The sequence below is a fragment of the uncultured Roseobacter sp. genome, from assembly GCF_947488185.1.
Taxonomy (GTDB): Bacteria; Pseudomonadota; Alphaproteobacteria; order Rhodobacterales; family Rhodobacteraceae; genus Roseobacter.
The window spans coordinates 1,144,154-1,167,500 of the sequence record NZ_CANKYM010000001.1; the positions used below are offsets into that span (position 1 = coordinate 1,144,154).

Genomic DNA, 23,347 nt, shown 5'->3' on the forward strand with positions numbered 1-23,347 from the left:
GCAGGTCCACTGCCGGGGCATTCAACTCTATGCTGAGGTCACTGGCCATGCTGGATGCTGCCAAGGAACAGGACATTCGCGCCGACACGGTGCTGGACGTCAACAATATCGAGGTGATCTACAATCACGTGATCCTCGTCCTCAAAGGCGTCAGCCTGGCGGTGCCCAAAGGCGGCATCACCGCGCTTTTGGGCGGCAACGGCGCAGGCAAGACCACGACGCTCAAGGCGATCTCGGGTCTTCTGGCCTCCGAGCGGGGCGAGGTGACCAAAGGCACGATCAAGTATCACGGGCAGGACATTCACCACGCCGACCCGGCGGAAACCGTCAAGCGTGGGGTCGTGCAGGTCATGGAAGGGCGGCATTGTTTTGAGCACCTCACGGTGGAGGAAAACCTGCTGACCGGCGCCTACACGCGGCGCGATGGCAATGCCGCGATCCAGGCGGATCTTGAGATGGTCTACGGCTATTTCCCGCGCCTGAGGGAGCGGCGGAAGTCTCAGGCTGGCTATACATCGGGAGGCGAGCAGCAGATGACGGCGATCGGCCGGGCGCTGATGTCCAAGCCCGAGACGATCCTGCTGGATGAGCCGTCGATGGGGCTCGCGCCGCAGCTGGTGGAGCAGATTTTCGAGATCGTGAAATCGATCAATGAAGAGCAGGGCGTGACGATCCTGCTGGCCGAGCAGAACACCAATGTGGCGCTGCGCTTTGCGCATTACGGCTATATTCTGGAATCGGGCCGCGTGGTGATGGACGGCCCTGCCGCCGAGCTGCGGGAAAACCCGGACGTGAAGGAATTCTACCTCGGCATGTCGGAGGAGGGCCGCAAATCCTTCCGCGATGTACGCAGCTATCGTCGGCGCAAGCGCTGGTTGTCCTGAAAAATGGGGGAAATGCGATGAGACAATTGGGTTTGACTTTCGCAGCACTGATGTTGGCATTGCCTGTCTGGGCAGAGAACCTGGCGCAGCGCAACGTGCTGAACGAGCAGCCGCTAAGCGGGGCAGAGGGCACGGTGGTGATTGTCTCCGAGCTCAAGCTGATGCCCGGCGGGCGCATTCCGCTGCACACCCATCCCGGGGACGAACATGCGGTGATCGTTGTTGGCGGGTTGGCGCTCTTGCCGAATGGCAAGGAGGTGGAATTTGCTGCGGGCACGCCGATGTTCTTTCCGGAAGGTCAGGTGCATGGTGGTGTGACCAACCTCGGCACGGCACCGATGGAGATCGTCACCACCCATATCGTGCGCGCGGATGAACCCTTCCAGACAGCGGCGGAATGACATGACCCCGTATTTCGACGAGCTTGAAACACGCAGTGCGGATGCGCGCGAGGCAGCGCAGACCGCCTCTTTGATGGCGCAAATCGCGCGGGTCCGCGCAGCAGAGGACACATGTCTGCTCGAAGACGTGGATGTCACGGAGATTTCCGATCTGCCCAAGCTGCCGGTGCTGCGCAAATCCGATCTGGCGCAATGGCAGAAAGAGAAACCTCCTTTCGGCGGGATCCCCGTCTCGAACGCAGCCCATGTGTTCCAGTCGCCAGGGCCGATTTACGAGCCCGGCGGGGTCAGCCACGACTGGTGGCGCATGGGTCGCTTTCTGCATGCCGCAGGGATTGGCGCAGGTGACCTGGTACAGAACTGCTTTGGCTATCACCTGACCCCGGCAGGCATGATTTTCGAAAGCGGCGCGCGCGCCGTGGGGGCCATGGTGTTGCCCGCCGGGACCGGGCAGACCGAGTTGCAGGTGCAGGCGGCGGCTGCGGTGGGCACGACGGCTTACGCGGGCACGCCGGATTATCTCAAGGTGATCCTCGACAAGGCCGCCGAGATGGGCGTGACCCTGAACATCACCAAGGCGGCGGTGGGCGGCGGCGCGCTCTTCCCCGCCATGCGCCAGGACTATGCAGAGCGCGGGATCAGCTGCCTGCAGTGTTACGCGACCGCTGATCTGGGCAATATCGCGTACGAGTCTCCCGCGATGGAGGGCATGATCCTCGACGAAGGCGTGATCGTGGAGATCGTGACGCCGGGCACCGGTGATCTTGTGGCGCCCGGCGAGGTCGGTGAGGTGGTCGTCACCACGCTGAACCCGGACTATCCGCTGATCCGGTTCGCCACGGGAGATCTGAGCGCCGTGATGCCGGGCCAAAGCCCCTGCGGACGCACCAACACGCGCATCAAGGGGTGGATGGGCCGCGCCGATCAGACCACCAAGATCAAGGGCATGTTTGTGCGGCCCGAACAGGTGGCGGCACTGGTGGCGCGGCACGACGAGATCGTGAAGGCGCGCGTGATCGCCAGCCGGGACGGCGCACAGGACGCGATGACGGTGCAGGTCGAAGCCGCTGGCGGATCGGCAGAGGTGTTTTCGGCCAGCGTCGTAGACGTGCTCAAAATGAAGGGCGCGGTAGAAATCCTTGCGCCGGGCAGTCTGCCCCGGGATGGATTGGTGATTGAGGATCAGCGCAGCTACGATTAGAGGTGCGCGAGATGACCAAACCTGGAAACACGTCTGATGCGCATGCTCCCCTGATCTACGACGCCACTGCCGTCAAAAATGCGAAGAAGCTAGTGATCTGCGTGCCGGGCGCGCTGACGCGAGTGGATATCTTCGATGCGGTTCTGGATTGGCGCGCGCGGGGGTGGGAGCCGGTTTTCTATCCGTTTCCCGGGTTGGATGGGCGCGCATTGTCACCTCCTTTGGACATTGCAGAGGCCGCAGGCCATATCGCTGATGTCGCCCGCCGGTACGCAGAGAAGCGCATTTGCCTTCTCGGCTTCTCAACAGGCGGCGCGATTGTGGTCCACGCCGCGACATTGCTCGGCGATGACGTGAAAACGGCGGCGATTGCTCCTGCTTTGCCTTACGCCGGGGGGTGGCCCACAATGAAAGACACAACGATGGACCTGCTTGCATCCGCCTTGCGGGCGCGCTCGGTCGGTGTGCGTTCGGTCTGGCGTGCGTATTACCAAGCGTTGCTCGTCGGGCGGGCCGGTCTGCAGGATGATCGCCTTTGTGAGACCGCCCGCACCCTCACGTTGGATCGGTTGGCCCACATGATCTATCCCGAAGGCGGGTTGCTGCGCGCTCATGCGCGGGATCTGCGGCGATGGGCCGGACCCGAGGTACCGCTGCGCAATCCGCAGCAGTTGGCATTCTTTGTCGGAACAGAGGATCCTGTGTTTTCGACAGAAGCGACCAGGGCCTATGCTGCAAAGTTGGGGGGTGTGCCGGTGCGCACATACGCAGGGCACGGCCATATGTTGTTTCTCACGCATCGGTCGGTCTTTGACGACGTGCGCGCCTTTTTTGATGCGACGGATGCGGAGCCCGGCAAAGCCTCTGGCCTTTCCGACTAAAATTGTCGAAAAAGGCGCTCATGTCCGACGCACCGCCCGTTTCGACCGCATTACCCACCTTGGCCCGTCGCCGGGCGCAGGACGGATTGCGCGTTCTGGCGGGCTGTGCCGTGATGGTTGCAGGCATTTGCGCCCTGCCCATGCTGGCCGTCGCCATAGCCGCGCTAAGCGGTGGCACCGAGACCATCACTCATTTGATGCAGACCGTGCTGCCCCGCTATGCGGGTACAACGATATGGCTTGTCGCCCTGGTCTCGGTGGGGACGTTCTGTCTCGGCGTGGGGGCCGCCTGGCTGGTCACGATGACCCGGTTTCCCGGCGTGCGCCTCTTTGAGATTGCGCTGGTGCTGCCGCTGGCCTTCCCGGCCTATGTGCTGGCCTATGCCTATACGCATATTCTGGATCATCCGGGCATCGTGCAAACCCTGCTGCGCGATGTGACCGGTTGGGGGCCACGAGACTACTGGTTTCCCGAAATCCGGTCTGTCGGCGGGGCGGCGGTCATGCTGATCCTCGTGCTCTACCCTTATGTCTACCTGCTGGCGCGGGCCGCATTCCTGCAGCAAAGTGCCACGACGTTTCTGGCCGCGCGGGCGCTGGGGGCCAGCGCTTGGGCCGCGTTTTTCAAGATCAGCCTGCCACTTGCCCGACCCGCGATTGCCGGGGGCGTTTTGCTGGCCGTCATGGAGACCATCGCGGATTTTGGCACGGTCGCCTATTTCGGGGTGCAGACCTTTGCGACCGGTATCTACACCAGCTGGTTTTCCCTCGCCGACCGCGCGGGTGCAGCACAGCTGGCGCTTTGCCTGCTCAGCTTTGCCCTGCTGCTGGCCTTGCTTGAACGGGCGCAGCGGGGCGGGGCCAAGTATCACGACCCGGCGCGTCGTCAACAACGCATGGAGCCAGCTGTTTTGAAGGGCCCGCGGGCCGCGATGGCCGCAATCCTCTGCGGCATCCCTGTGGCGCTGGGGGCGGTGCTGCCGGTCGTCATTCTCTTTTCCATGGGGCTCGGATCGGAGCAGAACCTCCTGAGCCCGCGCTATCTCGGGTTTATCCAGAACTCCCTGACGCTGGCCTCCGTTGCCGCTGTTTGTACTGTCGCCGCTGCGATCACCGTCGGATTTTTCCAGCGGTTGCGGCCTGGTCGGTTGTCGCACGGATCGGCTTATGTCGCGCGGTTGGGATACGCCGTGCCGGGTGGCGTCATTGCTGTTGGCCTGATGGTCCCCTTCGCAGCTTTCGACAACGCCTTTGATGCGTTTATGCGGGCCCGGTTCGACCTGTCGACAGGGCTCTTGATCACCGGGTCCATCTGGCTGCTCGTCGCCGCCTATATGGTACGGTTCCTCGCGGCGGCTCTAGGCGCTTACGAAGGCGGACAGGCAATGGTGCCCGCGAACATGGACGCCGCGGCGCGCTCTCTGGGTCAAACGCCGACGGGCACGCTGCGCCGGGTTCACCTGCCTATTCTGGCGCCCAGCCTGCTGACCGCCCTGCTGATCGTCTTCGTGGACGTGATGAAAGAACTGCCCGCAACGCTGATCATGCGGCCCTTCAACTACGATACGCTGGCGGTACAGGCCTACCGTCTGGCCTCGGACGAACGGCTCGAAGGCGCGGCTGTGCCCAGCCTCGTGATCGTTGCGATCGGTTTGCTGCCGGTCGTCCTGATCTGCCGTCAGGTGAGCCGTCGCGGTAACAGGTAGGGTGGGGCTTACGCCACCACCCCGCGCGCCGCTCTAGGCATCCTCGCCGATTTTATCCTGCGTTCTGGTCTCGAAATCGCTGGCGTCGTGGCGCTCATGCAACTGGCCTTCCAGCGGCCCGCTGGTTCGGTTCACCATGACACCGCGCTGTACCGGCTTGCGTGCGGCAATCTGCTTTTCCCAACGGATCACGTTGTGGTACTCATGCACGCTAAGAAATTCACCCGCATCATAGCTTTCGCCGCGCACAGTACGCCCATACCAGGGCCAGGTGACCATATCGGCAATGGTGTAGGCCTCGCCCGCCAGATATTCATGATTCGCCAGATGCCGGTCGAGCACGTCAAGCTGGCGTTTGGCTTCCATGGCAAATCGATTGATCGGATATTCCTGCTTGGTCGGCGCATAGGCATAGAAATGGCCAAAGCCGCCGCCAAAATAGGGTGCGGAACCCTGCAGCCAGAACAGCCAGTTCAGGCACTCGGTGCGGGCTTTCAACGCGGTGGGCAGGAAGGCGTTGTCGAACTTCTCGGCCAGATACATGAGGATTGCCGCGCTCTCGAACACCCGCAGGCCGGTTGTCGTGTCGAACATTGCCGGGATCTTGGAGTTCGGGTTGATCTCGACAAACCCACTGCTGAACTGATCGCCTTCGCCAATCCGGATCAGCCAGGCGTCATACTCAGCCTCCTTGATGCCAAGCGTCAAAAGCTCTTCGAGCATGATGGTGACCTTTTGCCCGTTCGGCGTGGCCAGAGAGTAGAGCTGTAGCGGGTGTTTGCCCACCGGCAGCGCTTTGTCATGTGTCGCCCCGGCGATGGGGCGGTTGATGCTGGCAAAGGTGCCGCCGCTTTCCTGCTCCCATGTCCAAACCTTTGGGGGGGTGTAGGTTTCCGTATCGCTCATGGGAGATGCCTCTTGATCAAAGTTATGTCGGACTGACGTATGGCGGATAATATCCAGCGCAAGGGCAGACGCCAGAGTAAGCGGTCACATATCTTTGTTCCGTCTCTTCGGGTGCGGGAGTCGGGCGGCAGGGCGACGTGTCAAGCCACGGATTGCGCATGCGGTGTTTTTTCCGGCCTTCCGGTAAGAAGTTCTTGGACCCGGAGGAAACGGCAATGGGACTGCGAGACGTGCCATCCGCCCTCGTCGGGCTTGACCGGGATGCCCAAGGGTGCACTCTCGGACCACTGTCGGCAGGCGGCCATACGGGCCATCATCTTGCCGATCTTGCATGCCCCCATCCAAGAGGACGACGGGGCCGATACCCAGTCAGGAGAGCACCGTGGCCCAAAGACGTCCCGTTATCATCACCTGCGCCATCACCGGCGCGATCCATACCCCTTCCATGTCGCCGCATTTGCCCGCAACGTCTGAGGCGATTGTCGCCTCCGCTGTAGAGGCCGCCGAAGCCGGAGCGGCAATCCTGCATCTGCACGCGCGAGACGATGCCACCGGCAAGCCGGATCAGAGTGTCGCGGGTTTTGGTCGCATCGTGCCGCATATCGCTGCGCAAACAAATGCGGTGCTCAATCTCACCACCGGTGGCAGCCCGTACATGACGGTGGAGGAACGCGTGCAACCCGCTGCTCACTTCGCGCCGCAACTGGCCTCGCTCAACTTGGGGTCGATGAACATGGGGCTCTTCCCGATGCTCAAGCGCCATCCGCAAATGCCTGGGTGGGAAAATGATCACCTGGAAGGATCGCGCGATCTGGTATTTCGCAACAGCTACAAGGACATCGCCTATGTGCTGGAAACCTGCCGCGCGGGAGGGACACGTTTCGAGTTTGAATGCTATGATACCGCCCACCTCTACAATCTTGCGCATTTTGCGGATCAGGGCGCGGTGGAGCCTCCGTTCTTTGTGCAAACTGTGTTTGGCCTGCTGGGCGGGATCGGTGCCCATGTGGATGACATCTCTCACATGCGGCGCACCGCCGTGCGGCTTTTCGGTGATGATCTGGTTTGGTCCGCCTTGGGAGCCGGTGCGCATCAGATGGGCGTGGCGGCCACCGTCGCCGCAGCAGGGGGCCATGTCCGTGTGGGTTTGGAGGATTCACTCTGGTCCGGGCCCGGAGAACTTGCCACGTCCAATGCGGAGCAGGTACGTGCCGCAATCCGTTTGGTCGAAGGGCTCGGTTGCCGTCCGGCGACCCCGAACGAGGCGCGGGAGATCCTCAAGCTGCGTGCCCCGGCGCATTGAACCAGACAAGCCCGCGTTAAACGTACGGCCCCTTGCACGCTGGATGCGTCGTCAGCTCAACGGAGGCAAATCGCGCTTTTTACCTTGATCACGGTGTGAGAACCGCACAGAGTTGCCGGTATTCCAAGGCGCTTTCCCGTCGTTACAGACAGCGAATGCCATAGACTGGGACGTAGTATGTCAGAGCCCGATACGGCCCCTTCTTCAAGGCGCATTTTTGAGCCGCCGCCGGTCGCCGTGTCTGCTCGGGAAGCCGTTGGACAGAACGCGTTTATATTGAAATCCGATCTCGTGGACGCCTGCTTTTTCCGGCGCTCGCCCGTTTTATTTGTTACCTTCGACAATCTTGCGTCAGTTGGTGAATATGACCCGCCGCAGCCGTGGATGCATGCGCGCCTGGCAAAGATGGGTTTTTCGGTTCTGGGTCTGATCGCTCGGCGGAAAGACTGGTATCGCAATGCGGATACACCGGCCTTGCTGACCAGTCTGCGTGATGCCGGGCTGTTCGAAGGTTTTGAGCGGATCATTTTCACGGGAACATCAATGGGTGCTTATGCAGCCCTGACCTATTCACGGCTTTTGCCGGGGTCACAGGTGCTGGCTTTCAGTCCACAAACGACGCTGAACCGTGAGATCGCGCCTTTCGAAAGTCGCTTCAAATATGGGTTGCGGAAGTGGGAGTGGGATGACCCGGCTTTCCTCGATGCGGCAGAGGCGGCGCCGGATGCGGGGCGGGTCTGGCTCTTTTATGACCCGATGGTGCCAGAGGATCGCGCGCATGCCCTGCGCATTGCCGGTCCGCATGTGCATCACATGAAATGCCGACACTTCGGGCACCGGTTGATCCGACAGGTCAAGGCCTGCGGTGTTCTGGAAGATCTGATGTCAGATATCGGCACGGGTACTTTTGACGCCCTTGCCTTCCACAAAAAGCGCCGCGCGCGACGAAAAGTGCGGCCTTGGTGTCGCGCGCTGCTGGGCGATCTCATTGAGGCGGGCCACCCGAAACTGGCCCGGCAGGCGATCCAACACTTGTTGAAGACCGACCCAAAGGCCGGTTATCTCCAAAAGGCGCAGGCGCGGCTTGAGAAAGCTTCGCGCGCGCCGGTGATCGCCGAGGACATCATCGTGACGGATGGCGACCCGCAACCGCCTTTCACCGGGACCATCGTAAGAGCGCAGAACGCAATCGCCGTCCCGGAACGCAAGCATGACGCCAAACTAGCGTCCGGTGTGCTGCTGGCAGATGGGCAGTACTGCGAGATGTCCCGGACATGGATTCGCGCGACGAAGTCCACGCCAGCCCCGGTTCTGTCGCCGCAAGAGCCCATCGAAGAGCTCAGTGGCCGCCATCTTTTTGCCGGTCATTTCAGAGGCCATTTCGGTCACTTCCTTGTCGAGTCGACCGCGCGTCTTTGGGCTTTGCAGAAACTCGAAGGCCAGGTGGATGGTATTCTGTTCCTACCGTATCGCGGGGCCGTGAGGCGGGCCAGACGTGGGATAAAAACCTTCAAGAGGTTCTTTAACCAGCTGGGTCTATCCCTGCCGATCCAGACGTTTGATACCGCAATGAGGGTCGAGGAGCTTTATGTGCCCGAGCTCGGATTTGGCTGGAAGGAAAAATACGCAGGCTCTCCGCTCTACCGACAATTCATGCGTGAGCGGCTCGGGAGGGATATTGCCTCCGAAGGCAGCGAAAAGCTCTACATCAGCCGCGCGCGGCTGTCGTCTCAGCGGGGCGGTATTTTGGGCGAGCAGGTGATCGAAGAAAACCTTGCCCGGCAGGGGTATGAGATTTTCCATCCCGAGAAACATCCGCTTGAAGTGCAGATCGCGCGGTACAAGGCTGCCAAACGCATCGTTGCTCTGGATGGGTCCGCGCTGCACTTCGCTGCATTCTTCATGCAGGAGAAAGGCGATGTCTGCATCATCCTGCGTCGGTCAAAGGCCAATGTGGCGGACTACATTTTGCAGTATCAGTCGTTCTGCAGGACGACGCCCGACGTGGTTGATGTTATCGTGAAGAATTGGGTTTCCGGCGGGGCCCGACGAACGGATTTCCGCTCGGTTGGGGAGCTGGATTTCGCGGCACTTTTTGCGCAACTCAAGGGGCTTGGTTACGTGGACAAGGGGTTCAAACCTGAGTTCGCTTCGGCCTCCGAGAAAGGCGCGTTGATCTCGGAATTTTCGGAGCGTCGCGGCGAAGACTTCGTTGAAGTCGACGTGAACGTCTAGCGCGCTGCCCGATCAAGCACGATCGCACCGGATTTATGCGGTTCCGCCGGGGTCGCGAAGCCAAGACGGCCGAGAGCACCGGGGAAACCATCTGTGTCCAGCCGCGCAGACACGACGATGCGACGGACAGCCGGTGTGATTGAGGTCGCGAAGATGTCCGGCGTCAGGCGCGGGTGGTCCACGAACAATGCCGTTGGCGCGAAGTCCGACACCATCGCTTTCAACCCGCCGGATGTCTTGCCTGCTTCGTCGCTTGCAAAAAAAAGTGGACCATCGACAATCTTCAATCGGTTGCTGGCAATGTCGTGGCTTGCTGCGATCTCCCGTCCGATAGCAGACAATCCCTTACGTTCTTCATGCGCCAGCAGGACGCTATCGGGACGCGTGAGGCAGGCGAGGATCGGCAGGAAGCTGACGCCTGCGCCGAGCATCAGGATGCGCCGGTGCCCGTCGAGCAGAAAGGGGAGGTGCCGGGCATGGCGTCGGTCAAATTTCCCGGCGCTGATCTCTGCCAGCGCCTCGGGTTTGAAAACGCGCGGGTCGGCAGGCAGCTGCACACCGTGGTTTGCCACACTTTCAAAAGTTATATCGCTGCTGCGATCAATTGAGCCGGACAGGTATGGATCTGCCGCATGCGCTGTTAAGATGGCGCCAGGGGTTTGGGTATTTCGGCGTTCGGACTTTGAGCGCGCTGCAGATTTCTTCTCTACTTCGCTCATCAATGCGGCGATCTTTGCCGGATCGCGGGCCTTGGGCGGTTTTGCATTTACTTTCGACAAGGGGGTTTTGGATGCCTCCAAGAGCTCCGCCTTAAGCGCCGCATAGGCGTCCGTCTGTTTGAATTCGGCCAGACGAGCATCGACCCTTTCCAATGCTTCATTGTGCAGCCGGCCAAGGACCGGGTCCTTGAGAAGTTCGGAGACGATCCGGGCGCGGTCCTCTGCGTATCGCAGTATGCTTGTGTCGCGTACCTCGTTGCGGTCTTGAAGGGCCCAGTATTCGCCGTTGTATTTGTCTTTCTTGAGATTCACATTTCCACGGAACTTGCGGATTGCGTATGAATCGATGGATTTGACCGCGTAGTGGTTCATTTGGGCCCAGTCGTACCCAAGCGTGCGCCGGATTGATCGCCAACCCCGGAACTTGAAGTAATCTTCCATCGGCAGACCCGACCCGTTCAACCACTGAACCGTGTCCGGGAAGCCGGTATTCAGATGTTTGGCCTTTATCTTGGGCCGGTGGATGCCGAGTTTCCAGTAATCGGCGTCATGTTTGAAGAGCGTTTTCACGCCCCATCCCTTGTTCCAGAGTGGGGGAGCCGCGTATTGATACTGTTCTGTGACTGGCGCGCGGCTCCAGTCTGTCACGCCGCCGGAGCCAAATATCCGCCAGGTGATCACGATGCCATTGGCTTTTCCGGCAGCGCTCAGCAGGCTGTCGAGCTTGCCGTCCCCATAGTTGATGCACAGAAATTCATCCGCATCGAACAGCAGAACCCAATCGCTTTCCTGCACCAGAGGTTCGACCTGCGCATGTTTGATTGCGGAAGGTTGCGGCTTTATCCCCTTGGGGATGACATTTCTGCGGTGATGTCCAAGACCCAGCTCTTCCAGCCGGATCAGCATGTCATCCGTGCCGTCCGTGCAATCGTTGGTGTAGACAAGGATATCGGTAAAGCCGACGGCCAGATGATGTGCAAACCACTCGATCAGGTAGGGCGCTTCGTCCTTCATCATCGACACGGCCAGGGTGCGGCCATGCGGGCTGACATGTTTTTTCAGATTGATCTCGGCGTTCCCGATCGATCAGTCCTCCAGCGCAAGCGCCGGGTCTATGCCAACCTTTTCGCACATGCGGGCCGCATAGGAGCCTTGTTCCGGCACGTGCTTGCGCCACCAGCGACGGGTGCCGTTGGTGTAAAGGTGAACCGACAGCGTTTCGTCCGTAAAATGCCCCTCGACCTGGCCAAAGGGGTCATAGAAAACATCATTCAGCTGAAAGGGTACCGGGTAAAGCGCCTCGCGCGGGCGGGCCTGATCAAAGATGCCCGTGACCTTTGCGAAATGCGTGAAAGCCTGCGGTCCAAAGGCGGTACGTTCTGTCGCATATATCCTTGCGGCGTGAGACAGATTGTTGTTTTGCTCATCCATCTTCTTGCGCTGCCGCTTGCCCCACCAGGGCGGATAATCCGGTAGATTATCATAATAGTCCAACAGCTGATCCATGACATCGCACTGTTGCGGCAGGCCGATCACGCCGCAATTCAGGGCACCGCGATAGCTGTGCTCGCCAAAGATATAGGCGTCTTCCTCCGGAAACGGACGATGGCAGAAGGCATCGCAATCAATCCAGATCGCGCCGGTCTTGCGGATCATCTTGTAGCGAAAGACATTCGACAAAAACGAGGCACTTGTCTTGGCCACAAGGCTCATGTCGATATCGAAAATCTCGGAGGCCGGGCGGATTTCCACGCCGTCGGGTGCATTGTGGACCTCGTCGGTGCAATAGAGTGTCGTGGGGTGCCCCGCGACCACATGAGATTTCAGACAAAGTTGATTGAGGTAATGAAGGCGTGAGCCAATCCAGAGCGATGCCACTGGTCTGCGGTTCAGTTCGGGCATGAGGATTGTCTGATCACCAAGTTGTTTCGTTGCCTGAATCGTTACACCAACTCCGGTATGTCAGAAACAGGTAATTTGATGGGCGAGGAATACGCCGCCACAGCTTCGTCTGCCAACGGCTTCATCACGATCTCAGAGTGAGTCCCGGCGGCTACGGTCGCAGCTCAAAATGCCGGAAAGCCAAGCGAAGTTTTGACCAAAGCAGGCCAATGCTCTAGGCGATCTGGGCAGAGATGAAAACATCACCTGACGGTCGATGCCTCGAACGCGGGCAACATGGAGAGCAGACCCATGCCAGACTTGAGCGCGGAGGAAGAACTGGCGAAACTGAAGCGGCGTCAGCAGCGCAACATGCGTCATGCCCATGCGAAGGGTTTGATGCAGGGTATCCTTTCGATGTTGAAGCCCGGTGAAATCGTTCTGGATTGCGGCGCAAACATTGGTGACGTCACCGGACCGCTGGCCGCAACGGGGGCCGCCGTGCATGCCTATGAACCGGACCCTTATGCGTTTGGTAGATTGCGTCGTGCCTTTGCGGACACGCCCAACGTAACCCTGCACAACGCCGCCGTTGGCGTTTCGTCAGGAACGATAAAGCTCATGCGGGCGGAAAACTTCGAGGCAAATCCAAAAGGGGCGTCGGTGAAAAGTACGGTCATGGTCGGTGGCAGGCGGATTGACGAACACCCGGACAACACCATTGATGTGAATCTTGTTGATCTGCCCGCCTTGGCCCGTGATCTCATTGACGAACATGGTGAGATCGCATTTTTGAAAATGGACATTGAGGGCGCGGAACTTGAAGTGCTTGAAATCATGTTGGAGCAGCGTCTCTTCGACAATATTCGCCTGACGGTGGCAGAAACTCATGAAAAGAAGTTTCGTGACCTCGCCCCCCGTTTCAAAGCTCTGCGCACAAAAGTAGCAGAGAGTTACCCGCCAACGCAGGTCAATTTGGACTGGATCTAGATGATGTGCAGCGGCTGTCGCTTGTGTGGTTCAAACGTCCAGTTGCCCGACCTCTGATGGCGCATTGCCTTTCCGCGTGACCGGAGGGCAGATTTTTGAAAGAGTGCCCAAATTGGCAGTCGTCAGATAGCAGGTCAGTGAATTGGCAGATGTAACCCCCACCATTGTTGCCCAGTGCCATGGGATCGAAGTGCCCGATGCGCCGCACTTTGGGCCAGGCATGATCAAATCGATGCAAGACGGTCGCTATGAGCGAAACGAGGTGCGCGCCGGATTGGCGGCAATCGAACCGGGCGCTCGCATTCTCGAGTTGGGGGCAGGCTCCGGCATCGTCGGGGCGGTCATCGCGCAAAACTGCAAACCGGACAAGATGCTGTCCGTGGAGGCGAATCCCGAACTGATCGAGCACATTACTCGCCTGTATAGGCACAATCAGTTGTCAGATGTCATCGAGGTCCGCCATGGCGTGGTGCTCACAGAGCCAGATCCGCCCTCGGTGATTGATTTTTTCCTGCGCGGGAACTTCCTGGGATCGGCTCTGAACGTGATAAAGAAACCGGAAAAAGCCCGTAAGGTTCAGGTGCCGGTCATGGCCTATGAGACCCTCAAGGTTGAGTTCCCACATGATGTGATTGTCATGGATATTGAGGGGGCAGAACGCGCGTTTTTCGAACATGCGGATCTTGACGGGGTCCACATGGTGATTTTTGAGGTGCATCGCCAGATTTACGGGCGTGAAGGCATGCAGGACCTTCGCAGGTCATTTGACCGGAACGGCCTGGTTCTGGATGAGGAGCATTCCTTGCCTGGCGTGCGGGTCTACGTGCGGTCTTGAGAAGCCCTTCAATTCGTTGGAATGAAGGTATTTCGTTTCCCGTCTCTTCCCAATGAAAAAAACCGCCCCCGAAGGAGCGGCTTTTTAACGTCATCGTCGTTCGATCAGCCCTGGCGGGCTTTGAACCGACGCTGGGTTTTGTTGATCACGTAGACGCGGCCTTTGCGACGCACAATGCGGCAGTCGCGGTGCCGGTTCTTGAGCGAGCGGAGCGAATTGCGAACCTTCATGGTCGTCTCCTCATGTCTTCTTCTCAGTCGGCGCGCTGGCCAGCGCCGGGGTTGCGGGTCGTCCGGCGGGCCGGACGGGTGAAACAGGTGGTGGGCGATACTGGGATCGAACCAGTGACCCCTTCGATGTCAACGAAGTGCTCTACCGCTGAGCTAATCACCCACTTTACCTGCGCGAAACCCTGTGCCCCAAATAAAAATGGGGCGCGAAAAGTCGCGCCGGTAGCGGGGTCTTTAAAAGGAGTCGCGCACAAGATCAAGGGCTTTTGGTTTTTGGTTTTTCTGCGCTATGGTCGGGGTCGGAGGAAGGTGTATGCCAAAGTCAGCGTTTGAAGTCAGTTATCCCCACAGCAACGAATCCTGCGTGGTTTTTGCGTCTCCTCACAGCGGACGGGAATACCCATGGTCCTTGCTGCGCACAACCGTTCTGGATGATATGGCGATCCGGACCTCCGAAGATGCGTTTGTTGACCAGTTGTTTGACTGCGCACCGCAATTTGGTGCCACCTTTCTCAAGGCTGGCGCGCCGCGCGCTTTCGTTGATCTGAACCGTAGCAGCGACGAGCTTGACCCGGCCCTGATCGAAGGGGTGCGGCGCCAGGGACATAACCCGCGTGTGGCGTCCGGCCTTGGGGTCATCCCGCGCGTGGTTGCCAATGGCCGTGCGATCTATCGCGGCAAGATCAGCCTCGTGGAAGCCAGACGGCGGCTCAATGACTATTGGCACCCCTATCACGACATGCTGCAGGGTCTGCTGGATGAGGCGGTGAACCATCACGGGCAAGCGGTTTTGATCGATTGCCACTCCATGCCACATGAGGCGGTGCAGGGCATTGCCCGCTCGGGTGCGAAGCGGCCCGAGATTGTGCTGGGGGATCGTTTTGGCGCGGCAGCCGCAGGCGATGTCGTGGACCGCGTCGAGGCGGCATTTGCCTCCGCCGGGTTCGTCGTCACCCGCAACGCACCTTTCGCCGGCGCTTACGTGACGCAGGCCTATGGACGTCCAACACGGGGTCAGCATGCCGTGCAGGTGGAGATTGATCGTGCCATCTATATGGACGAATCCCTGATCCGCCCGTCCGCGCGTTTCGCCGATGTTCAGCGTACATTGCGTGGCGTGATCGCGGAAATTGCGCAGATCGGTAAGGAACGGATGCCGTTGGCCGCTGAATAGGCGCTATCGCAACGCCCGGCCTTTCAGAATCGCGTCTGGACCAAAGCGGGCGCGGATCGCGTCGGTGGCGCGCTCAGCATCGCCGCGGCGCTTTGCTTGCGGGTCGAGCAAATCACTCGACCTGTCGGCATCTTCGGCCCCAATCAGATCGGACACACCGCACCCCAACAACCGATAAGGGCCCTGATCACCAACCTGGTCGAAAAGCCCGCGCGCCGTGCGGTAGATCGTATCAGCCATCTGCGTCGCGTCCCTCAGGCTCAGCCGCCTCGAGATCAGCGAGTGATCCGCCCGTTTCAGCTTCAGCGTGACGACACGACCTGCGAGCCTCTTGGCCTTGGCGCGATCAGCCACTTTTTCGGCCATCCGCCAGAGATGGCCGTCCAAAAGCTCAGGGTCGGAGGTGTCCTCGTGAAAGGTTGTCTCGTTGGAGATGGATTTCATCGGCGCATGCGCGGACACACGGCGGCGATCCTGCCCGCGCGCTAGGTGCCACAGGCGGTCCCCCATCGATCCGAACCGCGCAATCAGTTCGGTGCGGTCCCAGCGCAGCAGATCGGAAAACGTGCGGATACCGGCCTTGTCGAGCGAGGCCTGCGTGGCAGCCCCCACCCCCCAGATCAACCGTACCGGCTGGTCCCGCAGAAAATCATCCGTTTCCGCCTTGCCGATGATCGAAAACCCGTGCGGTTTATTGAGATCGGAGGCGACCTTGGCCAAGAACTTGTTGTGGCTGAGACCGATGGAGCCGGTCAGGCCCAGCTCGTCACGCATGCGTTTGATCAGTCGCGCCAGCATCACTGCGGGCGGGTGACCATGCAGCCGCGCGGTGCCGGAGAGATCCATGAAGGCCTCGTCCAGCGACAGGGGTTCAATGTCGGGCGTCAGCTCTTCCATCATCTTGCGAATGGCGCGGGAGGCATCAACATAGGCCTCCATCCGTGGTTTAATGATCACCGCGTCCGGGCAGAGTTTCAGCGCCTGGAACATCGGCATCGCCGAGCGGACACCCCGAATGCGCGCCACATAGCAGGCGGTGGAAACCACACCGCGCCGCCCGCCGCCGATAATGACCGGTTTGCTCATCAGGCTGGGGTCATCGCGCTTTTCCACCGAGGCATAGAAGGCATCGCAGTCCATATGGGCGATGGAGAGGGTGTAAAGTTCGTCATGCGCAACAACGCGCGGGCCGCCGCAGGCGGGGCAACGGCGGCTGTCGTCAAACTCGGTCAGGCAATCGCGGCAAAGGGCGGGCATAATCCGGCAGGTCAGTTAAGGTGCGTGCATGTCCCGATCTTACGCCACAGCAAATGAAATGAACATGCCGTTCACCGGGGCCAAGCTGGCCCTGCTGGTGGGGGAACAGATCATCGTGATCCTGCGCGATGACATTCCGACGATTCCCTTTCCGGGTTATTGGGATCTGCCGGGTGGTGGGCGCGAGGCGGACGAGCTGCCGCTGGCCTGCGCGATGCGCGAGACCTTTGAGGAGCTGGGTCTGACGATCCGGCCAGATGTGATTTCATGGGGGCGGCGCTTCCCCTCCAGGGAAGAGGTGAACTGGTTCTTTGTCGCGCGCGTGCCGCAAGAGATCGTGGGGTCCATCCGGTTTGGAGATGAAGGTCAGCGTTGGGAGGCGATGGCAGTCGCCGATTTTCTGAACCACCCCAAGGCCGTGCCGAATTTCAAGACACGGCTTGCCATTTACCTGACAGAAGAACGGGAGCTTTTAAGGAAAAACCCCCCGCTGATCTGAGCGGGGGGAGGTAACGAACCTCAGGAAGACGTGGTTCGTTGGGGAGTATCACCTTACGTCAACGTACCACCTAAAGGCGAATTCGCCTAATGACCAAAAGGTCTTAAAACCCACATCCTGTGGTCTGTTGTCTTACGGCCACAGTGTCTTGCGGTTCATCTGTTGGCATAGCAGGCGCGTTCAGGTTGTGGACAACCCTGAATTCCGACGTGGGATCAGTGGTTTGGACTGTGGGCCTGCGGGCTGTTCAGCTCCGCCAGAATCGCCTCTGCCGCTGCGCGCGGACTGGCCGATTGCCAGACCGGTCGGCCCACGACGACATGGTCCGCACCCGCAGAAATAGCATTTGCGGGGGTCGCCACACGTTTCTGGTCACCGAGATCCGAGCCTGCGGGGCGGACACCGGGGGTGACGATCAGGCGATCCCGGGCTTCGGGCAGGGCCCGGATTCGCGCGGCTTCCTGGGGGGAGGCGATCACACCGTCTGCACCTGCCTCGAAGGCTGCGGCGGCACGTGCAACGACCAGATCCGGCACATCGCCCTGCCGGATTTGACAGGCATCAAGATCGGATCGGTCCAGCGACGTCAGGATGGTAACGGCCAGGATTTTCATCTCCGATCCGCCAGCGCCTTCTTTTGCGGCGGCAACCACATGCGGGTCGCCGTGCACGGTGAGAAAGTCGAGATCGAACTGTGCCAGCCCCCGGACGGCGGCTTCTATCGTGGCGCTGATGTCGAAGAGTTTCATGTCCAGGAAGATGCGTTTGCCATGCTCCTGTTTGAGCTCATTGGCCAGCGCCAGACCGCCCCCTGTCAGCATGCCCAGACCGATCTTGTAGAAATTGACGGCGTCGCCGAGCTGCGTGGCCAGCTGATGACCTGCCAGCGCATTTGGCACATCCAGCGCAACGATCAGTCTGTCATCCACCATTTACCGCTCCTTTTCCCGTCGGTGTCTCTTAGGCGGAACGGATCAGCCTGTCCATCTTATGGCGGGGCAGAAAAAGACCCGGAGGCATCTCCCATGCGCTCCGGGTTTAAGTGGTAAGCCGATCAGGAGCGCGCAGACCCTACCCATCAAGCAGGTAAGTTACCGGCAAACCGAGGTTTGCTCCTGTGGCAGATTGCGCCCCGGGCCTGATGTGGAACTGTGAGGACCCGGGATGCAATTGGAACTGGCAGAACACGCCAACTGGTTACATACGATGAAGGACTGCGGTACGGGTACGCCTTCACATGGCATCAAAGATAGGGGATCAAAGGGGGTCAAAAACGGGGAAAGGGCGGCGGCTATTCCCACAAGGGCTGCTCGTTTGATTCATATCAGAGCAACCACTTGCAGGATAAGGTATCGCAAATGCGGAGCGTAGCAGCCTCTTGAAGCGGGCTCGCCTGCGCCCCAAATACACCTCAAGGTCCTGACCGCTGTCGTGCCGCTAAGTCGGGCGCAGCACATCCGGGACGCTTTACATAAAGGAGAATACCCATGGACTTGACCAAGTTCACGGAGCGATCGCGCGGTTTCATTCAGGCGGCACAGACAATTGCGACGCGCGACAGCCATCAGCGGCTGGCGCCTGAACACATCCTCAAGGCACTGATGGACGACGATCAGGGGTTGGCGAGCAACCTGATTGCCGCTGCGGGCGGCAAGCCCGCAGATGTCGTGCAATCGGTTGAGCTGGCCTTGTCCAAGATGCCCAAAGTCAGTGGTGACGCGGCGCAGTTCTATCTCGACAATGCAACACAGAAGGTGCTGGTTGAGGCAGAGACCCTTGCAAAGAAGGCGGGCGACAGCTTTGTCCCGGTGGAGCGCATTCTGATGGCGCTGTGCATGGTGAAATCGGCTGCAAAGACCGCGCTGGACGCAGGTGGCGTGACGGCGCAAGCGCTGAATACCGCGATCAACGATGTCCGCAAAGGCCGCACCGCGGACACGGCCAGCGCCGAGGAAGGCTACGACGCGCTGAAGAAGTATGCGATGAACCTGACGGAGCGGGCGGAGGCAGGCAAAATCGACCCGATCATTGGCCGTGATGAAGAGATTCGCCGCGCCATGCAGGTGTTGAGCCGTCGGACCAAGAACAACCCTGTTCTCATTGGTGAGCCTGGTGTCGGTAAGACGGCAATTGCCGAAGGCCTGGCCCTGAGGATTGTCAACGGCGACGTGCCGGAGTCCCTGCGCAACAAGAAGTTGCTGGCGCTGGACATGGGCGCGCTGATTGCCGGCGCGAAGTATCGGGGTGAATTCGAAGAGCGGCTGAAAGCTGTTCTGACCGAGGTCACCGAGGCCGCAGGCGAGATCATCCTCTTTATCGACGAAATGCACACGCTGGTCGGTGCGGGCAAGGCGGATGGCGCGATGGATGCCGCCAACCTGATCAAGCCAGCGCTGGCGCGGGGTGAGTTGCATTGCGTGGGCGCGACCACGCTTGATGAATACCGCAAGTATGTAGAGAAGGACGCAGCCCTTGCGCGGCGGTTCCAACCCGTCATGGTGCTGGAGCCGACGGTGGAAGATACCGTATCTATCTTGCGCGGCATCAAAGAGAAGTACGAGCTGCACCACGGCGTGCGGATTTCGGATTCGGCGCTGGTGGCAGCGGCGACGCTCAGTCACCGCTACATCACCGACCGGTTCCTGCCGGACAAAGCCATCGACCTTGTCGATGAGGCGGCGAGCCGGTTGCGCATGGAAGTGGACAGCAAACCCGAAGAGCTGGATGCGCTGGACCGTCAGATCCTGCAGATGCAAATCGAGGCCGAGGCTCTGCGTCTGGAAGATGACGCGGCGAGCAAGGACCGACTGGCCACGCTTGAAAAGGACCTCTCCGAACTGCAGGAGAAAAGTGACGCGCTGACCGCCAAATGGCAGGCGGAGCGGGACAAGATGGCAGGTGCGCGGGACATCAAGGAAAAACTGGATCACGCACGCGCTGAACTTGAGATTGCCAAGCGTGAAGGCAATTTGGCGAAGGCCGGTGAGCTGTCCTATGGGGTGATCCCTCAGCTTGAGAAACAGCTGGGCGAGGCCGAGGGACGCGACGAAACCGATGTGCTGGTGGAAGAGGCCGTGCGCCCCGACCAGATCGCCAGTGTTGTCGAACGCTGGACGGGTATTCCGGCGGGCAAGATGCTGGAAGGCGAGCGCGACAAGCTGCTGCGTATGGAAGATCAGTTGCACACGCGCGTGATCGGTCAGGAAACCGCCGTGCGCTCTGTTGCTAATGCGGTACGGCGCGCACGTGCCGGTCTGAATGACGAGAACCGGCCTTTGGGGTCTTTTCTCTTCCTCGGACCGACCGGTGTCGGCAAGACCGAACTGACCAAGGCCGTGGCCGAGTTTCTCTTTGACGATGACAGCGCGATGGTGCGTATCGACATGTCGGAGTTCATGGAAAAACACAGCGTGGCGCGTCTGATCGGGGCGCCCCCCGGCTATGTGGGTTATGACGAAGGCGGTGTGCTGACGGAAGCTGTGCGACGCAGGCCCTATCAGGTGGTGCTTTTCGACGAGGTCGAGAAGGCGCATCCGGATGTCTTCAACGTGCTGTTGCAGGTGCTTGACGATGGGATGCTGACCGATGGTCAGGGCCGCACCGTGGATTTCAAGCAGACGCTCATTATCCTGACGTCGAACCTTGGGGCGCAAAGCCTCAGCCGCTTGCCGGATGGGGCGGATGCCTCGGATGCCAAACGCGACGTGATGGATGCGGTACGGGCGCATTTCCGGCCGGAATTCCTGAACCGTCTGGACGAGACCATCATCTTTGATCGTCTGGCCCGCGAGGACATGGACGGCATCGTCGATATCCAGATGGCGCGTCTGCTCAAACGGCTGGCCGCGCGGAAGATCACGCTGGATCTGGACGACGGCGCGCGGACCTGGCTGGCGGATGAAGGCTATGACCCGGTTTTCGGGGCGCGACCGCTCAAGCGCGTGATCCAGCGGGCGCTGCAGGACCCCCTTGCGGAGATGCTCTTGGCGGGCGACGTCAAAGACGGCGAGAGCGTGAGTGTCAGCGCGGGCAGCGAAGGGTTGATCATCGGCGACCGGATTGCTGCGTCGAACCGTCCGAAACCGGATGATGCCGTCGTGCATTGACGGCACGGTCAAAATAACTGCACAAAGGCCGGGACTTAACCCCGGCCTTTTTTATGACCTTTCCCCCTGATCTGGTACTCTTCGACTGCGATGGCGTTCTAGTGGACAGCGAACCGCTGTCGAATGTCGTTATTCAGGACAATCTTGCGCGCCACGGTCTGAACATTTCCATCGATCAGGTTGAAGACTATTTTGTGGGGGGCACTTTGGCAGGCGTGATGACAACGGCACGTGAGATGGGGGCAAAGCTCCCGGACGGTTGGCTCGACAGTATATACGGCGAGATTTTCGATGTGCTCGCGGCAGAGGTCGAACCGGTTCCCGGGATTTTCGGTGTCCTCGATGAATTGGATGCCGCCGGGATTGGATATGCCGTTGGCTCCAACGGGCCGCACCGCAAGATGGAGATCACCCTGACCCGCACTGGGCTGCGCCAGCGTCTGAGCGGTCGGATTTACTCGCGTGAGGACGTCGCCCAACCTAAACCGGCGCCCGACGTCTATCTCAAGGCGGCGGCCGAGGCGGGTGTTTCGCCTGATCGCTGCGTGGTGGTCGAAGACAGCGCCAGTGGTGCCCGTGCGGGCAAGGCGGCGGGCATGTATTGCCTTGGCTATGTGGCAGGGACCGATCCGGAACGTCTGGCACCGATCTGCGACGCTCTTTTCAGGAGCATGGATGACCTGCCCGGCCTGCTGAACCTGCGCACGCTGGCGTGAATAGTTACAGACTGCTGTCTCATTCGTGACTCGAATTGGTTTGGTCCTGCACGTACTACTCTCTACATGAGCTGAAACGCGATTGCTTTGGAGTAGATGATGGCACATCGGTGGACCAACACGCTGACGCATAAAGATGTGACGCCGCAGGCGCATTTCATGAACCGCCGTCAACTAATGGCAGGTGCGGCGTCCGGCGTGGCCCTTGCCGGTATCGGTGCGGGTGCTCAAGCCGAAGAGGCGCTGGAGCCGAACCCGTGGGAAGACATCACGCAATATAACAACTTCTATGAATTCGGCACCGGCAAAAGCGATCCCGCGACGTATGCCGGCGCGTTGACGACCGATCCCTGGACAGTGGCGATCGATGGCCTTGTCGAAAAGCCGGGCGACTACAGCTTCAAGGACATCATGGCCGAGATGACGGTGGAGGAACGTATCTACCGCTTCCGCTGTGTCGAGGCCTGGTCGATGGTCATCCCTTGGAACGGATTTGAGCTTGCGGACCTGCTGGCGCTGGCCGGTGTGATGCCCGAGGGCAAATACGTGCGCTTTGAAACGCTCTACCGGCCCGAAGAGATGATCGGTCAGAAGTATCGCACCATCGACTGGCCCTATATCGAAGGTCTGCGCATGGACGAGGCGCTGCATCCGCTCACTATCATGGCGACCGGCATTTACGGCAAAACCATCCCGAACCAGAACGGCGCGCCCCTGCGTCTGGTGGTGCCGTGGAAGTATGGGTTCAAATCGATCAAGTCGATTGTGCGGATTACTGTGACCGAAGATCAGCCCGTGAACACATGGCAGGCGCTGCAAGCCAGCGAATACGGTTTCTATGCGAATGTGAACCCGACCGTGGATCATCCCCGCTGGAGTCAGGCGACGGAACGCAAGGTGGGCGGTGGCCTGTTTTCGAAACGCGTGCCGACATTGATGTTCAACGGCTACGAAGAGGAGGTCGCCAGCCTCTATGAAGGCATGGACCTGACGGTCAATTATTAAGCCGTCTGTGTTAGGCTGATGCCATGACAGTTGTTGACCGTATCAACGCCTTCGCGCGCCGGGTGCCCACATGGGTGCTCTATATACTGTATCTGTTGCCGGTGCCCTGGCTGCTCTATCTCGCGCAGACGGGGGGGTTGGGCCGTGAACCGATCAAGGCGCTGGAACATGAACTGGGCGAGATTGCCCTACAACTGTTGATCATCGGCCTGACCATCACGCCGCTGCGCCGCTACCTCGGGATCAACCTGCTGAAGTTCCGCCGCATGTTCGGCCTGCTCGCCTTTATATATGTGTCCCTGCACCTGCTGGTCTGGTTGGTGCTGGACGTGGGCATCCTGAGCCAGATCTGGGCGGACATCCTCAAGCGCCCGTATATCACAATCGGTATGGCAGGCTTTGTGCTTTTGATCCCCCT

The 23,347-nt window shown here is 60.0% G+C and carries 21 protein-coding genes and 1 tRNA gene (1 of these 22 only partly in view); 15 read left to right on the forward strand and 7 right to left on the reverse strand.

From position 1 onward, the window contains the following. Positions 1–47 precede the first annotated feature (47 nt). Genes Q1A52_RS05725 through Q1A52_RS05745 form a run of 5 tightly spaced genes read left to right on the forward strand, consistent with a single transcriptional unit; the run spans position 48 to position 5,073 of the window. Positions 48–884, forward strand: a complete 837-nt coding sequence (locus Q1A52_RS05725; protein ID WP_195821246.1) for an ABC transporter ATP-binding protein — start codon at positions 48–50, stop codon at positions 882–884. A gap of 17 nt (positions 885–901) precedes the next feature. Continuing rightward, positions 902–1,285, forward strand: a complete 384-nt coding sequence (locus Q1A52_RS05730) for a cupin domain-containing protein (protein ID WP_300012019.1) — start codon at positions 902–904, stop codon at positions 1,283–1,285. A gap of 1 nt (position 1,286) precedes the next feature. Next, a complete protein-coding gene (locus tag Q1A52_RS05735; protein ID WP_300012022.1) occupies positions 1,287–2,486 on the forward strand; it encodes a phenylacetate--CoA ligase family protein in 1,200 nt (399 codons plus the stop codon). 11 nt (positions 2,487–2,497) lie between these two features. Then, complete coding sequence (locus tag Q1A52_RS05740; RefSeq protein ID WP_300012025.1) at positions 2,498–3,367, forward strand: alpha/beta hydrolase; 870 nt, start codon at positions 2,498–2,500, stop codon at positions 3,365–3,367. A gap of 20 nt (positions 3,368–3,387) precedes the next feature. Continuing rightward, the gene (locus Q1A52_RS05745) at positions 3,388–5,073 is read left to right on the forward strand and encodes an iron ABC transporter permease (protein ID WP_300012028.1); all 1,686 of its coding nucleotides are present in this window, start codon (positions 3,388–3,390) and stop codon (positions 5,071–5,073) included. 33 nt (positions 5,074–5,106) lie between these two features. Here Q1A52_RS05745 and yghU read toward each other — a convergent pair whose 3' ends face one another. Beyond that, on the reverse strand, positions 5,107–5,979 hold the full coding sequence (gene yghU, locus Q1A52_RS05750; protein ID WP_300012031.1) for a glutathione-dependent disulfide-bond oxidoreductase: 873 nt from the start codon (positions 5,977–5,979) through the stop codon (positions 5,107–5,109). A gap of 382 nt (positions 5,980–6,361) precedes the next feature. Between yghU and Q1A52_RS05755 the strand changes: the two genes are divergently transcribed. Both Q1A52_RS05755 and Q1A52_RS05760 read left to right on the forward strand, forming a co-directional pair. After that, positions 6,362–7,282, forward strand: a complete 921-nt coding sequence (locus Q1A52_RS05755; RefSeq protein ID WP_300012034.1) for a 3-keto-5-aminohexanoate cleavage protein — start codon at positions 6,362–6,364, stop codon at positions 7,280–7,282. 276 nt (positions 7,283–7,558) lie between these two features. Next, complete coding sequence (locus Q1A52_RS05760) at positions 7,559–9,517, forward strand: glycosyltransferase family 61 protein (RefSeq protein WP_300012037.1); 1,959 nt, start codon at positions 7,559–7,561, stop codon at positions 9,515–9,517. Here Q1A52_RS05760 and Q1A52_RS05765 read toward each other — a convergent pair. Together Q1A52_RS05765 and Q1A52_RS05770 are read right to left on the reverse strand one after the other, a co-directional pair. Next, a complete protein-coding gene (locus tag Q1A52_RS05765; RefSeq protein WP_300012203.1) occupies positions 9,514–11,253 on the reverse strand; it encodes a glycosyltransferase family 2 protein in 1,740 nt (579 codons plus the stop codon). The genes Q1A52_RS05760 and Q1A52_RS05765 overlap by 4 nt on opposite strands. Before the next feature lie 69 nt (positions 11,254–11,322). Next, the gene (locus tag Q1A52_RS05770; RefSeq protein WP_300012040.1) at positions 11,323–12,138 is read right to left on the reverse strand and encodes a hypothetical protein; all 816 of its coding nucleotides are present in this window, start codon (positions 12,136–12,138) and stop codon (positions 11,323–11,325) included. Between the two features lie 291 nt (positions 12,139–12,429). Here Q1A52_RS05770 and Q1A52_RS05775 point away from each other — a divergent pair, with 291 nt between their 5' ends. Continuing rightward, positions 12,430–13,107: an FkbM family methyltransferase gene (locus Q1A52_RS05775; protein ID WP_300012043.1), complete on the forward strand. Its 678-nt coding sequence runs from the start codon at positions 12,430–12,432 to the stop codon at positions 13,105–13,107. 142 nt (positions 13,108–13,249) lie between these two features. After that, positions 13,250–13,942 carry an FkbM family methyltransferase gene (locus Q1A52_RS05780; protein WP_300012046.1) on the forward strand — a complete coding sequence of 231 codons (693 nt, stop codon included), beginning with the start codon at positions 13,250–13,252 and terminating at the stop codon, positions 13,940–13,942. A 104-nt stretch (positions 13,943–14,046) separates the two neighbouring features. Here the strand turns inward: Q1A52_RS05780 and ykgO are convergent, their stop codons facing one another. Then, entirely contained in the window at positions 14,047–14,172 is a 126-nt protein-coding gene (gene ykgO, locus Q1A52_RS05785; protein WP_039685556.1) for a type B 50S ribosomal protein L36, read from the reverse strand. 88 nt (positions 14,173–14,260) lie between these two features. Further along, positions 14,261–14,335 (reverse strand) — tRNA-Val (locus Q1A52_RS05790). A 150-nt stretch (positions 14,336–14,485) separates the two neighbouring features. Here Q1A52_RS05790 and Q1A52_RS05795 point away from each other — a divergent pair. After that, positions 14,486–15,346 (forward strand): N-formylglutamate amidohydrolase, encoded by an 861-nt coding sequence (locus Q1A52_RS05795; RefSeq protein WP_300012049.1) that lies wholly within the window; start codon positions 14,486–14,488, stop codon positions 15,344–15,346. Positions 15,347–15,349: 3 nt separating this feature from the next. Here Q1A52_RS05795 and Q1A52_RS05800 read toward each other — a convergent pair whose 3' ends face one another. Beyond that, a complete protein-coding gene (locus tag Q1A52_RS05800; protein ID WP_300012052.1) occupies positions 15,350–16,603 on the reverse strand; it encodes a DNA polymerase IV in 1,254 nt (417 codons plus the stop codon). 28 nt (positions 16,604–16,631) lie between these two features. Here Q1A52_RS05800 and Q1A52_RS05805 point away from each other — a divergent pair, with 28 nt between their 5' ends. Next, positions 16,632–17,102, forward strand: coding sequence for an NUDIX hydrolase (locus Q1A52_RS05805; protein ID WP_300012055.1), 471 nt, complete (start codon positions 16,632–16,634; stop codon positions 17,100–17,102). Between the two features lie 215 nt (positions 17,103–17,317). Here the strand turns inward: Q1A52_RS05805 and pyrF are convergent, their stop codons facing one another. Beyond that, the gene (gene pyrF, locus Q1A52_RS05810) at positions 17,318–18,034 is read right to left on the reverse strand and encodes an orotidine-5'-phosphate decarboxylase (RefSeq protein WP_300012058.1); all 717 of its coding nucleotides are present in this window, start codon (positions 18,032–18,034) and stop codon (positions 17,318–17,320) included. A gap of 555 nt (positions 18,035–18,589) precedes the next feature. On the opposite strand from pyrF, the gene clpB reads away from it, so the two are divergent. From clpB to msrQ, 4 genes are all read left to right on the forward strand, one after another. Continuing rightward, positions 18,590–21,208, forward strand: a complete 2,619-nt coding sequence (gene clpB, locus Q1A52_RS05815; RefSeq protein WP_300012061.1) for an ATP-dependent chaperone ClpB — start codon at positions 18,590–18,592, stop codon at positions 21,206–21,208. Positions 21,209–21,261: 53 nt separating this feature from the next. Then, the gene (locus Q1A52_RS05820; RefSeq protein ID WP_300012064.1) at positions 21,262–21,924 is read left to right on the forward strand and encodes an HAD family phosphatase; all 663 of its coding nucleotides are present in this window, start codon (positions 21,262–21,264) and stop codon (positions 21,922–21,924) included. 99 nt (positions 21,925–22,023) lie between these two features. Beyond that, on the forward strand, positions 22,024–22,929 hold the full coding sequence (gene msrP / locus Q1A52_RS05825) for a protein-methionine-sulfoxide reductase catalytic subunit MsrP (RefSeq protein ID WP_300012067.1): 906 nt from the start codon (positions 22,024–22,026) through the stop codon (positions 22,927–22,929). A 23-nt stretch (positions 22,930–22,952) separates the two neighbouring features. Beyond that, a protein-coding gene (msrQ, locus tag Q1A52_RS05830) for a protein-methionine-sulfoxide reductase heme-binding subunit MsrQ (RefSeq protein ID WP_299956634.1) crosses the window boundary here: on the forward strand, positions 22,953–23,347 show its 5' portion. It continues 211 nt past the right edge of the window; the window shows 395 of its 606 coding nt (coding positions 1–395); its start codon is at positions 22,953–22,955; its stop codon lies beyond the right edge, outside the window.

Excerpts from the sequence above, each read along its gene's own strand:
- Q1A52_RS05725 (WP_195821246.1), top strand. The coding sequence starts at position 48 with ATGCTGGATGCTGCCAAGGAACAGGACATTCGCGCCGACACGGTGCTG.
- Q1A52_RS05730 (WP_300012019.1), top strand. The coding sequence starts at position 902 with ATGAGACAATTGGGTTTGACTTTCGCAGCACTGATGTTGGCATTGCCT.
- Q1A52_RS05735 (WP_300012022.1), top strand. The coding sequence starts at position 1,287 with ATGACCCCGTATTTCGACGAGCTTGAAACACGCAGTGCGGATGCGCGC.
- Q1A52_RS05740 (WP_300012025.1), top strand. The coding sequence starts at position 2,498 with ATGACCAAACCTGGAAACACGTCTGATGCGCATGCTCCCCTGATCTAC.
- Q1A52_RS05745 (WP_300012028.1), top strand. The coding sequence starts at position 3,388 with ATGTCCGACGCACCGCCCGTTTCGACCGCATTACCCACCTTGGCCCGT.
- yghU (WP_300012031.1), bottom strand. The coding sequence starts at position 5,979 with ATGAGCGATACGGAAACCTACACCCCCCCAAAGGTTTGGACATGGGAG.
- Q1A52_RS05765 (WP_300012203.1), bottom strand. The coding sequence starts at position 11,253 with ATGATGAAGGACGAAGCGCCCTACCTGATCGAGTGGTTTGCACATCAT.
- Q1A52_RS05770 (WP_300012040.1), bottom strand. The coding sequence starts at position 12,138 with ATGCCCGAACTGAACCGCAGACCAGTGGCATCGCTCTGGATTGGCTCA.
- Q1A52_RS05775 (WP_300012043.1), top strand. The coding sequence starts at position 12,430 with ATGCCAGACTTGAGCGCGGAGGAAGAACTGGCGAAACTGAAGCGGCGT.
- ykgO (WP_039685556.1), bottom strand. The coding sequence starts at position 14,172 with ATGAAGGTTCGCAATTCGCTCCGCTCGCTCAAGAACCGGCACCGCGAC.
- Q1A52_RS05795 (WP_300012049.1), top strand. The coding sequence starts at position 14,486 with ATGCCAAAGTCAGCGTTTGAAGTCAGTTATCCCCACAGCAACGAATCC.
- Q1A52_RS05800 (WP_300012052.1), bottom strand. The coding sequence starts at position 16,603 with ATGCCCGCCCTTTGCCGCGATTGCCTGACCGAGTTTGACGACAGCCGC.
- Q1A52_RS05805 (WP_300012055.1), top strand. The coding sequence starts at position 16,632 with ATGTCCCGATCTTACGCCACAGCAAATGAAATGAACATGCCGTTCACC.
- pyrF (WP_300012058.1), bottom strand. The coding sequence starts at position 18,034 with ATGGTGGATGACAGACTGATCGTTGCGCTGGATGTGCCAAATGCGCTG.
- clpB (WP_300012061.1), top strand. The coding sequence starts at position 18,590 with ATGGACTTGACCAAGTTCACGGAGCGATCGCGCGGTTTCATTCAGGCG.
- Q1A52_RS05820 (WP_300012064.1), top strand. The coding sequence starts at position 21,262 with ATGACCTTTCCCCCTGATCTGGTACTCTTCGACTGCGATGGCGTTCTA.
- msrP (WP_300012067.1), top strand. The coding sequence starts at position 22,024 with ATGGCACATCGGTGGACCAACACGCTGACGCATAAAGATGTGACGCCG.